Consider the following 13225-nt stretch of genomic DNA (forward strand, 5'->3'; position numbering starts at 1 on the left):
CTGAATGTTTTGTCCCATGCTATGCCCTTATGATTACGTTATAATGCGTGAATCTGTCTCGTCTGAAAACACTATGCCAAAAACTTCTTTTAGAAATCACCAGCTTGAGCGATTCAGCCCGCGCAAGGCTCCACGCAAACCTAAATTCGCCGGGCCGAAGCAATTGATCCTGTTTAACAAACCTTACGATGTGCTGCCGCAGTTTACGGATGAAGCCGGTCGCAGCACGCTGAAGGACTATATTCCGGTGCAGGGCGTCTATGCCGCAGGCCGTCTTGACCGCGACAGCGAAGGCTTGCTGGTGCTGACCAACGATGGCGCGCTACAGGCGCAACTCACCCAGCCCGGTAAACGCACCGGGAAAATCTACTATGTGCAGGTGGAGGGTGAACCGGATGCCGCCGCGATTGACGCGCTGCGTCATGGCGTCACGCTAAACGACGGGCCGACGCTGCCCGCTGGCGTAGAGCGGGTCGATGAACCCGGCTGGCTGTGGCCGCGTAACCCACCCATCCGCGAGCGTAAATCGATCCCCACCTGCTGGTTAAAAATCACCCTTTATGAAGGCCGCAATCGCCAGGTGCGGCGCATGACCGCGCACGTCGGTCACCCTACTCTGCGCCTGATTCGCTATGCTATGGGCGAGTACACGCTTGAGAATCTTGCCAACGGCGAATGGCGCGCCGTTCCGCTTTAAGGAGTCAGAATGTTTAAACCGCATGTTACGGTCGCCTGTGTGGTACAGGCGCAGGGGAAGTTTTTGGTGGTTGAGGAAACGGTTCACGGCAAGGTGACGTGGAACCAGCCCGCCGGGCACCTGGAAGCGGATGAAACCCTGGTAGAAGCCGCCGCGCGCGAGCTGTGGGAAGAGACCGGCATCAGTGCGCAGCCGCAGACGTTTGTGCGTATGCATCAGTGGATTGCCCCGGATAAGACGCCGTTCCTGCGTTTCCTGTTCGCCATCGATCTGGATGAGCCACTGCCCACTGCCCCCCATGACAGCGATATTGAACGCTGTGTCTGGGTCACCGCTGAGGAAATCCTCAACGCCGCGCATTTGCGCTCGCCGCTGGTGGCGGAGAGCATTCGCAGCTACCAGACCGGGGTGCGCTACCCGCTTGAGGTGGTCGGCGAGTTTAACTGGCCGTTTACAAGGGATGCCTAAGCCGTAACTGCGTGCTAGAATACGCCGCCTTAGATTTTTGTCGTGAGTACTTCCATGTCTGAAAGCCCAAAAAAAGTGATCGTCGGGATGTCCGGCGGTGTCGATTCCTCGGTTTCTGCTTACCTGCTGCTGAAGCAGGGCTATCGCGTAGAAGGCCTGTTCATGAAGAACTGGGAAGAGGACGACGGCGAGGAGTACTGCACCGCAGCCGCCGATTTAGCGGATGCCCAGGCCGTGTGCGATAAGCTCGGCATTGTGCTGCATACCGTGAATTTCGCCGCGGAATACTGGGATAACGTGTTCGAGCACTTCCTCGCCGAATACAAAGCGGGCCGCACGCCAAACCCGGATATCCTGTGCAATAAAGAAATCAAATTTAAAGCCTTCCTGGAATTTGCCGCCGAAGACCTGGGCGCGGATTACATCGCCACCGGCCACTATGTGCGCCGCGCCGATATCGACGGCAAAAGCCGTTTGCTGCGCGGCATCGACGGCAATAAAGACCAGAGCTACTTCCTGTACACCCTGGGCCACGAGCAAATCGCCCAGAGCCTGTTCCCGGTGGGTGAACTGGAAAAACCGGAAGTGCGCCGCATCGCCGAAGAACTCGATCTGATCACCGCGAAGAAAAAAGACTCTACCGGCATCTGCTTTATCGGCGAGCGCAAATTCCGCGAGTTTTTAGGCCGCTATCTTCCTGCCCAGCCGGGTAAAATCATCACCGTTGACGGCGATGAGATTGGCGAACATCAGGGTCTGATGTACCACACCCTGGGCCAGCGCAAAGGCTTAGGCATCGGCGGCACCAAAGAGGGCAGCGAAGATCCGTGGTACGTGGTGGATAAAGACGTGGCCAATAATATTCTGATCGTCGCCCAGGGGCATGACCACCCGCGTCTGATGTCGGTTGGCCTGATCGCCCAGCAACTGCACTGGGTGGACCGCGAGCCGGTTCGCGAAACCGTGCGCTGCACGGTGAAAACCCGTTACCGCCAGACCGATATCTCCTGCACTATCGTCCCACTGGATGATGAACGCATCGAAGTGCGTTTTGACGAACCGGTCGCGGCGGTCACGCCGGGCCAGTCAGCGGTGTTTTACCAGGATGAAATCTGCCTTGGCGGCGGGATCATTGAGCAACGCTTGCCGTTGCCGGTTTAATCGGATGCAGCCGATAACGCTGCCAAATTGAAGACACAGGGTATACAAGGAGTGGTTTAACGTGGCGAAGAACTATTACGACATCACCCTGGCGCTGGCAGGCATCTGCCAGTCGGCGCGTCTGGTGCAGCAACTGGCGCATCAGGGGCACTGCGACAGCGACGCGATGCACGTGTCGCTGAACAGCGTTATCGACCTGAACCCGGATTCCACGCTGGGCGTCTTCGGCGGCAGCGAAGCGAACCTGAAGCTGGGGCTGGAAACCCTGTTGGGCGTACTGAACGCCAACAACCGCCAGGGACTTAACGCCGAGCTGACGCGTTATACCCTGAGCCTGATGGTGCTGGAGCGCAAACTCAACTCCGCCAAAGGGGCGCTGCAAACCCTAGGAGACCGTATCGACGGCCTGCAACGCCAGCTGGAGCATTTCGATCTCGAATCGGAGACGCTGCTCAGCGCCATGGCGGGCATTTATGTCGACGTGGTTAGCCCGTTAGGCCCGCGCATTCAGGTCACCGGCTCTCCTGCCGTGCTGCAAAGCCCGCAGGTGCAGGCCAAAGTGCGAGCCGCGCTGCTGGCCGGTATTCGCGCCGCAGTATTGTGGCACCAGGTCGGCGGTGGCCGCCTGCAACTAATGTTTTCTCGTAATCGTCTGACCAGTCAGGCGAAACAAATTCTTGCTCATTGTTAACCTCCCAGGAGTCACTGATGGAATTATCCTCCCTGACCGCCGTATCCCCGATTGATGGACGTTACGGCGATAAAGTCAGCGCTCTGCGCGCTATTTTCAGCGAGTTCGGTTTGCTGAAATTCCGCGTACAGGTCGAAGTACGTTGGCTGCAAAAATTGGCCGCGCACGCAGCGATCAAGGAAGTTCCTGCTTTTGACGCAGACGCAAACGATTTCCTTGATGCGATCGTGGCGCAGTTTAATGAAGCCGATGCCTCGCGCATTAAAACTATCGAACGCACCACCAATCACGATGTGAAAGCGGTGGAATATTTCCTGAAAGAGAAAGTGGCGGACGTCCCGGCGCTGCATGCGGTGTCTGAGTTTATCCACTTCGCCTGCACCTCGGAAGACATCAATAACCTGTCGCACGCGCTGATGCTGCAAACCGCCCGTCAGGACGTGCTGCTGCCGTACTGGCGCCAGGTGATCGATGCCGTGAAAGCGCTGGCGCACGAGTACCGCGATCTGCCGCTGCTGTCGCGCACCCACGGCCAGCCGGCAACCCCCTCCACCATGGGCAAAGAGATGGCTAACGTGGCGTACCGTATGGAGCGCCAGTACCGCCAGCTCGAGCAGGTGGAAATCCTCGGCAAAATCAACGGCGCGGTGGGCAACTACAACGCCCATATCGCCGCCTACCCGGAAGTGGACTGGCACCAGTTCAGCGAAGAGTTTGTCACCTCGCTGGGCATTCAGTGGAACCCGTACACCACCCAGATTGAGCCGCACGACTACATCGCGGAACTGTTCGACTGCGTGGCGCGTTTCAACACCATTCTGATCGACTTCGACCGCGACGTGTGGGGCTATATCGCCCTGAACCACTTCAAGCAGAAAACCATCGCCGGTGAAATCGGCTCGTCCACCATGCCGCATAAAGTGAACCCGATTGACTTCGAAAACTCCGAAGGCAACCTGGGCCTGTCCAACGCGGTATTGCAGCACCTGGCGAGCAAACTGCCGGTATCCCGCTGGCAGCGCGACCTCACCGATTCCACCGTGCTGCGCAACCTGGGCGTGGGGCTCGGCTATGCGTTGATCGCCTATCAGTCCACCCTGAAGGGCGTCAGCAAACTGGAAGTGAATGCGGATCGCCTGCTGGACGAACTGGATCACAACTGGGAAGTGCTGGCAGAGCCGATCCAGACCGTGATGCGCCGTTACGGCATCGAAAAGCCGTATGAAAAACTCAAAGAGCTGACCCGCGGCAAGCGCGTGGATGCCGAAGGCATGAAGCAGTTTATCGATGGGCTGGATCTGCCGGAACACGAGAAAACCCGCCTGAAGGCCATGACCCCGGCAAACTATATTGGCCGCGCGGTGGATATGGTAAACGAGCTGAAATAAGGCTTGTCAAAAAATCTGCGAGTTACGCCGCCTTCGGGCGGCGTTTTTTTTGCCTGCCATTCGCTGCTGGGGTAGCGTAAAGAAAACCACAGGAGAATAAAGATGAAACGTTATCTTGATTGCAGCGCCTCGGATCTGGCGAACATTGAAAAAGACGATCTGATTTACGCCATTCGCGCCAGTGAAGGCCGTATCCTGGTCAGCGAGTGTATCGGCGCGATCCCCCCGCTGTTGAACAACATCACCAATGCCGAACTCGCCGCCAGCCAGGGGGCGGATATCCTGCTGCTCAACCTGTTCGACGTCTCTGCGCCGGTGATTAACGGCCTGCCCGCCGGGATTGACCCGCAGGAGACATTGCGCGAGCTACAGCGCCTGACCGGGCGGGTCATTGGCGTGAACCTGGAGGCAGTGGATCCGGCCCATGCCAGCCAGCACGATGAATTCTGGCAGATGACGCCAGGCCGCGCGGCGACCGCCGATAACGCCCGCAAGCTGTATGAGATGGGCGCGCGGATCGTGGTGCTGACCGGCAACCCCAATAACGGCGTCAGCAATCAGGCGATTGCCGAATCACTGAATCTGATCCGTGCGCAAGTCGGCGATAAGCTGGTGCTGATCACCGGCAAAATGCACGGCGCGGGCATTGTGCGGGAAAGCGGCAGCGCCCTGCTGACCGAACAGGATATCGCGCTGTTTATCGATAACGGCGCGGACGTGGTGCTGGTCCCGGCCCCCGGCACCATTCCGGGCATGACCGTGGAGCGCGTTGCCGCGCTGATCGACTTCACCCACCAGCGCGGTGCGCTGGCGATGACCGCTATCGGCACCTCTCAGGAAGGCGCTGACCGCGAAACGATTCGCCAAATGGCGCTAATGAGTAAGATGGCCGGAGCCGATATTCATCATATTGGCGATACCGGCTATGCCGGGCTGGCGCTGCCGGAGAATATTTTCACCTACAGCGTCGCCATTCGCGGCGTTCGCCACACCTACAGCCGCATGGCACGCTCAATTAACCGTTAGCAATCAGGGTGTTTAAACCTGGTTTAACACCCGCTGCCGATAATTGGCGTTACACTATGAAACAGATTCCTGATGAGGGTTAAACATGCGCGTACTGGTTGTCGAAGATAATGCCCTGCTGCGTCACCATCTCAAGGTGCAGTTAACGGAACTGGGGCATCAGGTCGATGCCGCCGAGGATGCCAAAGAAGCGGACTATTTTCTTAATGAGCATGTGCCGGACATTGCCATTGTCGATCTCGGCCTGCCTGACGAAGATGGTTTATCGCTGATCCGTCGCTGGCGCGGCCATGACGTGACCATCCCGGTGCTGGTGCTGACGGCGCGCGAAGGCTGGCAGGACAAAGTCGAAGTGCTGGGCGCGGGTGCGGATGACTACGTCACCAAGCCCTTTCATATTGAAGAAGTGGTGGCGCGGATTCAGGTACTTCTCCGGCGCAACAGCGGCCTGGCCTCGCAGGTGATCACGATGCCGCCGTTTCAGCTCGACCTGTCGCGCCGGGAGTTTTCCATCAATGACACCCCGGTGAAGCTCACCGCATTTGAATACACCATCATGGAAACGCTTATCCGCAATAACGGCAAAGTGGTGAGCAAGGATTCGCTGATGCTGCAACTTTACCCCGACGCGGAGCTGCGCGAGAGCCACACGATTGATGTGCTGATGGGCCGTCTGCGCAAAAAAATCCTCGCCGAACATCCGGTTGATGTGATTACCACCGTGCGCGGCCAGGGTTACCGCTTCGATCTGCGTCCATGAAAAAACTCCTGAGGCACCTTTTCCCTCTCTCGCTGCGGGTGCGCTTCCTGCTGGCGACCGCCGCCGTGGTGCTGGTGCTGTCGCTGGCTTACGGCATGGTGGCGCTGGTGGGCTACAGCGTCAGTTTTGATAAGACCACCTTCCGGCTGCTGCGCGGCGAGAGCAATCTGTTCTACACCCTGGCAAAGTGGCAAAACGGCAAAATCAGCGTTGAGATCCCGGAAAACCTCAACCTGCAAAGCCCAACCATGGCGATGATTTATGACGAGCGCGGGCACCTGCTGTGGGTGCAGCGTGACGTGCCGCTGTTAGTCAAAGCGATCCGCCCGGAATGGCTGACGGCTAACGGCTTTCATGAGCTGGAAACCGATTTTTCCGCCAGTAGCGCGCTGCTGGGCACCGATTTAACCCTGCAAAAACAGCTGCGTGAATTTCGCGACGACGATGATAACTATGAGATGACCCATTCGGTGGCGGTGAATCAGTACCCGGCTACCGAACTGATGCCCGCGCTGACCATTGTGGTGGTGGATACCATTCCCATCGAACTCAAGCGTTCGTATATGGTGTGGAGCTGGTTTGTCTATGTACTGATCGCCAACCTGCTGCTGGTGATCCCGCTGCTGTGGCTGGCGGCGTGGTGGAGCCTGCGGCCTATTCAGTCGCTGGCCCGCGAGGTGCGCGAGCTGGAAGAACATCACCGTGAACATCTCAACCCTGAAACCACCCGCGAACTCACCAGCCTGGTAACCAACCTTAACCGCCTGTTAACCAGCGAGCGCGAGCGCTATGACAAATACCGCACCACGCTGACCGATCTCACCCACAGCCTGAAAACGCCGCTGGCGGTGCTGCAAAGCACCCTGCGATCGCTGCGTACCGATAAGATGACCGTCAGCCAGGCTGAGCCGGTAATGCTGGAGCAAATCAGCCGCATTTCCCAGCAGATCGGCTATTACCTGCACCGTGCCAGCATGCGCGGCGGCAACGTGCTGATGAGCCGCGAACTGCACTCCGTGGCCCCGCTGCTGGATAACCTGACATCGGCGTTGAATAAGGTTTATCAGCGCAAGGGGGTCACCATCACGCTGGATATCTCCCCGGAAACCATGTTTATGGGCGAGCAGAATGACTTTATGGAAGTCATGGGCAACGTGCTGGATAACGCCTGCAAATATTGCCTGGAGTTTGTCGAGATCACCACCCGGCAAACCGATGACGCGCTGCACCTGTTCGTCGACGACGACGGTCCCGGCATCCCGCTCAGCAAGCGCTCGCTGATCTTCGATCGCGGCCAGCGGGTAGACACGTTGCGTCCCGGTCAGGGAGTGGGGTTGTCGGTAGCGCGGGAGATCGTTGAGCAGTATGGCGGCCAGATTATTCCCGGCGAAAGCCTGCTCGGCGGCGCGCGCATGGAAGTGATTTTTGCCCGGCAGGACATAAATAGCGCAGAGAGCGGCGGTAACGCGCAAAAAACGTCATAAAGGTCATGCAGAGGGGATGCCCCGCGTTATACTCCGCTAAGGTTCTATGCCGACGGAAAATAATATGGACTATCAACTTGATTTAAACTGGCCCGATTTTATTCAGCACCACTGGCAGAAGCGCCCGGTGGTGTTAAAACGCGGCTTTAAAAACTTTATCGACCCCCTCTCCCCGGACGAACTGGCGGGTCTGGCCATGGAAAACGAAGTGGATAGCCGGCTGGTCAGCCATCTTGACGGCAAATGGCAGGTTAGCCACGGCCCATTTGAAAGCTACGATCACCTCGGTGAAAGTAACTGGTCGCTGCTGGTGCAGGCCGTCAACCACTGGCATGAACCCACCGCGGCGCTGATGCGCCCGTTCCGCGCCCTGCCCGACTGGCGCACCGACGATTTGATGATTTCTTTCTCAGTACCGGGCGGCGGCGTTGGCCCACACCTTGACCAGTACGATGTGTTTATTATCCAGGGTGTGGGCCGCCGCCGCTGGCGCGTGGGTGAAAAAACGCCGCTCAAGCAGCACTGCCCGCATCCGGATTTGCTGCAGGTCGATCCGTTCGAGGCGATCATTGATGAAGAGCTGGAGCCAGGCGACATTCTGTATATCCCGCCGGGATTCCCGCACGAAGGCTATTCGCTGGAAAACTCAATGAATTATTCGGTGGGGTTCCGCGCGCCGAGTGGCCGTGAATTGATCAGCGGTTTCGCTGATTACGTGCTGCAACGCGAACTGGGCAGCCAGCGCTATACCGATCCAGACGTACCGACGCGCCAGTACCCGGCGGATATTCAGCCGCAGGAGCTGGATAAACTGCGCGGTATGATGCTCGATCTGATCAACCAACCTGAGCACTTTAACCAGTGGTTTGGCGAGTTTATTACCCAGTCGCGCCACGAGCTGGACGTGGCCCCGGCGGAGCCGCCATACCAGCCGGACGAAGTATACGACGCGCTGAAACAGGGCGATTCGCTGGTGCGCCTCGGCGGCCTGCGGGTGCTGCGCATCGGCGAAGAGGTGTTCGTCAACGGTGAGAGGATCAACAGCCCTCACCGCCCGGCCCTGAACGCGCTGGCGAATAATATCGTGGTCAATGCCGACAAACTGGGCGACGCGCTGGAAGATCCGTCATTCCTGGCGATGCTGGCGGCGCTGGTCAACAGCGGCTATTGGTATTTTTCTGACTAAATTAAAAAGGCAGGTGATCGCCACCTGCCTTGCTATTTACCTGTCGTAATCAGCGCTGCGCGGTCAGCTCGGCAATACGCACAATCACCGCCACCGCCTTCTCCATTCCTTCCAGCGTCACGAACTCATGCTTGCCGTGATAGTTATACCCGCCGGTAAACAGGTTAGGACACGGCAATCCCTTGAACGACAGCTGTGCGCCGTCAGTGCCGCCGCGAATCGGCTTCATTAGCGGTTCGATATCGCAGTCCCGCATCGCCTGCTGGGCGATTTCGATGATATGCGGATGCTCCGCCACTTTGTCGCGCATATTGTAGTAGCTGTCTTCGATCACCAGTTCGATATAGCAATCCGGGTGCAGCCCTTTGCCGACCTTTTTGGCGATCTCCATCATCTTGCGTTTGCGCGCTTCAAACTTACTGCGGTCAAAATCGCGGATGATATAGTGCATTTCCGCTTTATCCACGCTGCCCTTCATGGTGTGCAGGTGATAAAAACCTTCCTGTCCTTCGGTCATTTCCGGGCTTTCGTCCGCAGGCACTTCAGCATGAATACGCGCCGCCAGCGACAGGGCATTGACCATCACGCCCTTAGCCGTGCCGGGATGCACGTTGTTACCGACGATTTTGATGGTCACCGATGCGGCGTTGAAGTTTTCAAACTCCAGCTCGCCTACCCCACCGCCGTCCACGGTATAGGCCCACTGCGCGTTAAACTGTTCGACATCGAAAAACTTCGCGCCCTTACCCACTTCTTCATCCGGCGTGAACGCCACGCGGATATCGCCATGGGGAATGTTTTTGGCTTTCAGCACCGCCATCGCGGTCATGATTTCCGCCACGCCCGCTTTATCATCCGCACCGAGCAGCGTTTTCCCGTCGGTAGTGATCAGCGTCTGGCCCAGCAGTTGGTGCAGCACCGGGAACATCACCGGCGAAAGCACTTCATCGCCAATACCCAGCGCGATATCGCCACCGCGATAGTTTTCAAGAATTTGTGGATTGACGTTTTTACCGCTGAAATCGGGAGAGGTATCGACATGGGAAATAAAGCCAATCGCCGGCACGGCTTTATCGACGTTGGAGGGCAGCGTGCCCATCAACGTGCCATGTTCGCTGAGAGTGACGTTTACCAGCCCCAGCTCTTCCATTTGCGTCTTGAGAATACGCAGCAGCTTCCACTGCCCTTCGGTACCTGGAACCTGACGGACGCCCGCTTTAGACTGCGTGTCCAGCGAGACATAGTGCAAAAAACGTTCAAGTAATTTATCCATGCAGCCACCCTCATTTTTGTGACAACATTATCAATAAGCCCGAAAACACAAATATTGCGCCACATCACTTTTAGCCTTTCGGGGGCGAAAAAAAGCCTTCTCGCGGGTTTGAGTTACAATTTGTCAGAGTTGTGGCAAAACCCTTGTCAAAGCGTAGTGTAAATCCATGTAAGCAGGAGTATGAATGCGGATGAAGCATTGGCGATTTCAATGCTTTGCCGTAGAATGCCTGCCCTTGTTAATTTATGTGTCAGCCCAGGTGGTAAATCACAAACCCCGCATCCGGCGATACCTGCCGATGCGTTAGTTATGGGACAGCGTAAAAAATTGAATAAACAATCCCGTTCGCTTTCGCCGCTGGTTCAACTGGCGGGAATTCAGAAAGGTTTTGATGGTAAAAATGTCATCACTGACTTATCCCTGACCATCAACAATGGTGAATTTCTCACACTGCTTGGCCCGTCGGGCTGCGGTAAAACCACCGTCCTGCGCCTGATTGCTGGCCTGGAAACGGTGGATTCCGGCCAGATAATTCTTGATGGCCAGGAGATTACCGACGTTCCCGCCGAGCATCGCCACGTCAATACCGTCTTCCAGAGCTATGCCCTTTTCCCGCACATGACCGTGTTTGAAAACGTGGCGTTTGGCCTGCGGATGCAAAAAACCCCGTCGAGCGAGATTACCCCGAGGGTAATGGACGCGCTAAAGATGGTGCAGCTTGACAGTTTTGCCACCCGAAAACCTCATCAGCTCTCCGGCGGCCAGCAGCAGCGCGTTGCCATCGCCCGCGCGGTGGTTAACAAACCGCGCCTGCTGTTACTGGATGAATCGCTCTCCGCGCTGGATTACAAACTGCGTAAACAGATGCAGAACGAGTTGAAAGCGCTCCAGCGTAAGCTCGGCATTACCTTTGTGTTCGTCACCCACGATCAGGAAGAGGCGCTGACCATGTCCGATCGCATCGTGGTAATGCGCGACGGGCGCATCGAGCAGGACGGCACGCCGCGCGAGATCTATGAAGAGCCGAAGAATCTGTTTGTCGCCAGCTTTATCGGCGAGATCAATATTTTCGACGCCACGGTGATTGAGCGGGTAGACGACCAGCGGGTTCGCGCCCGCGTGGAAGGCCGGGAATGCTTTATCTATGTGAATTTCCCGGTGACCGCCGGGCAGCAGTTAAACGTACTGCTGCGTCCGGAAGATTTGCGCGTCGAAGAGATCAACGACGCCAGCGAGGCCGAAGGGCTGATCGGCTTTGTGCGCGAGCGCAACTACAAAGGCATGACGCTGGAATCGGTGGTCGAGCTGGAAAACGGCAAAATGGTGATGGTCAGCGAGTTCTTTAACGAGGACGACCCGGACTTTGACCACTCGCTGGACCAGAAGATGGCGGTGAACTGGGTTGAGAGTTGGGAGGTTGTGCTGGCTGATGAAGAGCACGCGTAAATTCCAGAATGTGGTGATCGCCACTATCGTCGGTTGGCTGCTGATATTTGTCTTTTTGCCCAACCTGATGATCATCGGCACCAGCTTTTTGACCCGCGACGATGCTAACTTCGTCAGCCTGGTCTTTACGCTGGATAACTATGCGCGTCTGCTCGACCCGCTCTACTTCCAGGTGCTGCTGCACTCGCTGAATATGGCGCTGATCGCTACCGTAGCCTGTCTGGCGTTGGGCTATCCCTTCGCCTGGTTTCTGGCGCGACTGCCGGAAAAAGTGCGGCCGCTGCTGCTGTTTTTGCTGATTGTGCCTTTCTGGACCAATTCGCTGATCCGCATCTACGGCTTAAAGATTTTTCTCAGCACCAAGGGCTACCTTAATGAGTTCCTGCTGTGGCTGGGCGTCATCGATACACCGATGCGCATTATGTACACCCCCAGCGCGGTGATCATCGGGCTGGTGTATATCCTGCTGCCGTTTATGGTGATGCCGCTCTACTCCAGCATTGAGAAGCTCGATAAACCGCTGTTGGAAGCGGCGCGGGATCTCGGGGCCAGTAAACTTCAGACCTTTGTCCGTATTATTGTGCCGCTGACCATGCCGGGTATCATCGCCGGCTGCCTGCTGGTGATGCTACCGGCGATGGGCCTGTTTTACGTTTCTGACCTGATGGGCGGCGCGAAAAACCTGCTGATCGGTAACGTAATAAAGAGCCAGTTCCTGAATATCCGCGACTGGCCGTTCGGCTCGGCCACCAGCGTCACCCTGACAGTGGTGATGGGCCTGATGCTGCTGGTTTACTGGCGCGCCGCGCGGTTACTGAACAAGAAAGGGGATCTGGAATGATCGGCCGCCTCCTGCGTGGCGGCTTTATGACCGCCATTTACGCGTATCTGTATATCCCGATCATCATTTTGATCGTCAACTCCTTTAACAGCGCGCGCTTCGGGATCAACTGGCAGGGTTTTACCACCAACTGGTATAGCCTGCTGATGAATAACGACAGCCTGTTACAGGCGGCGAAACACTCCCTGACCATGGCGATTTTCTCGGCGACGTTTGCCACGCTGATCGGCTCCCTGACCGCCGTAGCGCTCTACCGCTACCGGTTCAGCGGCAAGCCGTTCGTCAGCGGAATGCTGTTTGTGGTGATGATGTCTCCGGATATTGTGATGGCGATTTCACTGCTGGTGCTGTTTATGCTGCTCGGCATCCAGCTCGGCTTCTGGTCGCTGCTGTTTTCCCATATCACCTTCTGCCTGCCGTTTGTGGTGGTGACGGTCTATTCGCGCCTGAAAGGCTTTGACGTGCGAATGCTGGAAGCCGCCCGGGATCTGGGTGCCGGGGAGATCACTATCCTGCGCAAAATAATTCTGCCGCTGGCGATGCCCGCCGTCGCCGCAGGATGGGTGCTGAGCTTTACCCTGTCGATGGATGACGTGGTCGTGTCGTCATTCGTTACCGGCCCAAGCTATGAAATTTTGCCGTTGAAGATCTACTCCATGGTGAAAGTCGGCGTTTCTCCGGAAGTTAACGCCCTGGCCACCATTCTGCTGATGCTGTCGCTGGTGTTGGTGATCGCCAGCCAGCTGATCGCACGCGATAAAACCAAAAGTCTGGCTCGTTCGTCAGGCTAAATAAAACAGGAGA

The 13225-nt window shown here is 57.0% G+C and carries 13 protein-coding genes; 12 read left to right on the forward strand and 1 reads right to left on the reverse strand.

Going from position 1 to position 13225, the window contains the following annotated elements; genetic code table 11:
• Positions 1-43 precede the first annotated feature (43 nt).
• The 9 genes from rluE (at position 44) to FND52_RS18450 (ending at position 8861) form a co-directional block, all read left to right on the forward strand.
• Entirely contained in the window at positions 44-697 is a 654-nt protein-coding gene (gene rluE / locus FND52_RS18410; protein WP_125291997.1) for a 23S rRNA pseudouridine(2457) synthase RluE, read from the forward strand.
• A gap of 9 nt (positions 698-706) precedes the next feature.
• Positions 707-1165 carry an NUDIX hydrolase gene (locus FND52_RS18415; RefSeq protein ID WP_144132537.1) on the forward strand — a complete coding sequence of 153 codons (459 nt, stop codon included), beginning with the start codon at positions 707-709 and terminating at the stop codon, positions 1163-1165.
• A 54-nt stretch (positions 1166-1219) separates the two neighbouring features.
• A complete protein-coding gene (gene mnmA / locus FND52_RS18420; RefSeq protein ID WP_144132539.1) occupies positions 1220-2326 on the forward strand; it encodes a tRNA 2-thiouridine(34) synthase MnmA in 1107 nt (368 codons plus the stop codon).
• 61 nt (positions 2327-2387) lie between these two features.
• Entirely contained in the window at positions 2388-3017 is a 630-nt protein-coding gene (gene hflD, locus FND52_RS18425) for a high frequency lysogenization protein HflD (RefSeq protein ID WP_144132541.1), read from the forward strand.
• Positions 3018-3034: 17 nt separating this feature from the next.
• Positions 3035-4405 (forward strand): adenylosuccinate lyase, encoded by a 1371-nt coding sequence (gene purB / locus FND52_RS18430; protein ID WP_144132543.1) that lies wholly within the window; start codon positions 3035-3037, stop codon positions 4403-4405.
• 102 nt (positions 4406-4507) lie between these two features.
• Entirely contained in the window at positions 4508-5431 is a 924-nt protein-coding gene (locus tag FND52_RS18435) for a DUF7916 family protein (protein ID WP_125291992.1), read from the forward strand.
• Between the two features lie 85 nt (positions 5432-5516).
• The gene (gene phoP, locus FND52_RS18440; protein WP_125291991.1) at positions 5517-6191 is read left to right on the forward strand and encodes a two-component system response regulator PhoP; all 675 of its coding nucleotides are present in this window, start codon (positions 5517-5519) and stop codon (positions 6189-6191) included.
• A complete protein-coding gene (gene phoQ, locus FND52_RS18445; protein WP_144132545.1) occupies positions 6188-7675 on the forward strand; it encodes a two-component system sensor histidine kinase PhoQ in 1488 nt (495 codons plus the stop codon). Before phoP ends, phoQ begins: the two co-directional genes overlap by 4 nt.
• A 64-nt stretch (positions 7676-7739) precedes the next feature.
• Positions 7740-8861: a ribosomal protein uL16 3-hydroxylase gene (locus FND52_RS18450; protein ID WP_125291989.1), complete on the forward strand. Its 1122-nt coding sequence runs from the start codon at positions 7740-7742 to the stop codon at positions 8859-8861.
• Positions 8862-8910: 49 nt separating this feature from the next.
• On the opposite strand, the gene pepT is transcribed toward FND52_RS18450, so the two are convergent.
• Entirely contained in the window at positions 8911-10134 is a 1224-nt protein-coding gene (gene pepT, locus FND52_RS18455) for a peptidase T (protein ID WP_125291988.1), read from the reverse strand.
• Between the two features lie 309 nt (positions 10135-10443).
• On the opposite strand from pepT, the gene potA reads away from it, so the two are divergent.
• From potA to potC, 3 genes are read left to right on the forward strand one after another with little or no spacing between them, the layout of a single operon-like run.
• Positions 10444-11580: a spermidine/putrescine ABC transporter ATP-binding protein PotA gene (potA, locus tag FND52_RS18460; protein ID WP_125291987.1), complete on the forward strand. Its 1137-nt coding sequence runs from the start codon at positions 10444-10446 to the stop codon at positions 11578-11580.
• A complete protein-coding gene (gene potB, locus FND52_RS18465; RefSeq protein ID WP_125291986.1) occupies positions 11564-12421 on the forward strand; it encodes a spermidine/putrescine ABC transporter permease PotB in 858 nt (285 codons plus the stop codon). Before potA ends, potB begins: the two co-directional genes overlap by 17 nt.
• Positions 12418-13212, forward strand: coding sequence for a spermidine/putrescine ABC transporter permease PotC (gene potC / locus FND52_RS18470; protein WP_144132547.1), 795 nt, complete (start codon positions 12418-12420; stop codon positions 13210-13212). The genes potB and potC overlap by 4 nt, the downstream gene beginning before the upstream one ends.
• The last annotated feature ends 13 nt before the right edge of the window (positions 13213-13225 follow it).

The organism is Atlantibacter subterraneus, from assembly GCF_007570865.1.
GTDB lineage: Bacteria > Pseudomonadota > Gammaproteobacteria > Enterobacterales > Enterobacteriaceae > Atlantibacter > Atlantibacter subterraneus.

Excerpts from the sequence above, each read along its gene's own strand:
- rluE (WP_125291997.1), top strand. The coding sequence starts at position 44 with ATGCGTGAATCTGTCTCGTCTGAAAACACTATGCCAAAAACTTCTTTT.
- FND52_RS18415 (WP_144132537.1), top strand. The coding sequence starts at position 707 with ATGTTTAAACCGCATGTTACGGTCGCCTGTGTGGTACAGGCGCAGGGG.
- mnmA (WP_144132539.1), top strand. The coding sequence starts at position 1,220 with ATGTCTGAAAGCCCAAAAAAAGTGATCGTCGGGATGTCCGGCGGTGTC.
- purB (WP_144132543.1), top strand. The coding sequence starts at position 3,035 with ATGGAATTATCCTCCCTGACCGCCGTATCCCCGATTGATGGACGTTAC.
- FND52_RS18435 (WP_125291992.1), top strand. The coding sequence starts at position 4,508 with ATGAAACGTTATCTTGATTGCAGCGCCTCGGATCTGGCGAACATTGAA.
- phoP (WP_125291991.1), top strand. The coding sequence starts at position 5,517 with ATGCGCGTACTGGTTGTCGAAGATAATGCCCTGCTGCGTCACCATCTC.
- phoQ (WP_144132545.1), top strand. The coding sequence starts at position 6,188 with ATGAAAAAACTCCTGAGGCACCTTTTCCCTCTCTCGCTGCGGGTGCGC.
- FND52_RS18450 (WP_125291989.1), top strand. The coding sequence starts at position 7,740 with ATGGACTATCAACTTGATTTAAACTGGCCCGATTTTATTCAGCACCAC.
- pepT (WP_125291988.1), bottom strand. The coding sequence starts at position 10,134 with ATGGATAAATTACTTGAACGTTTTTTGCACTATGTCTCGCTGGACACG.
- potA (WP_125291987.1), top strand. The coding sequence starts at position 10,444 with ATGGGACAGCGTAAAAAATTGAATAAACAATCCCGTTCGCTTTCGCCG.
- potB (WP_125291986.1), top strand. The coding sequence starts at position 11,564 with ATGAAGAGCACGCGTAAATTCCAGAATGTGGTGATCGCCACTATCGTC.
- potC (WP_144132547.1), top strand. The coding sequence starts at position 12,418 with ATGATCGGCCGCCTCCTGCGTGGCGGCTTTATGACCGCCATTTACGCG.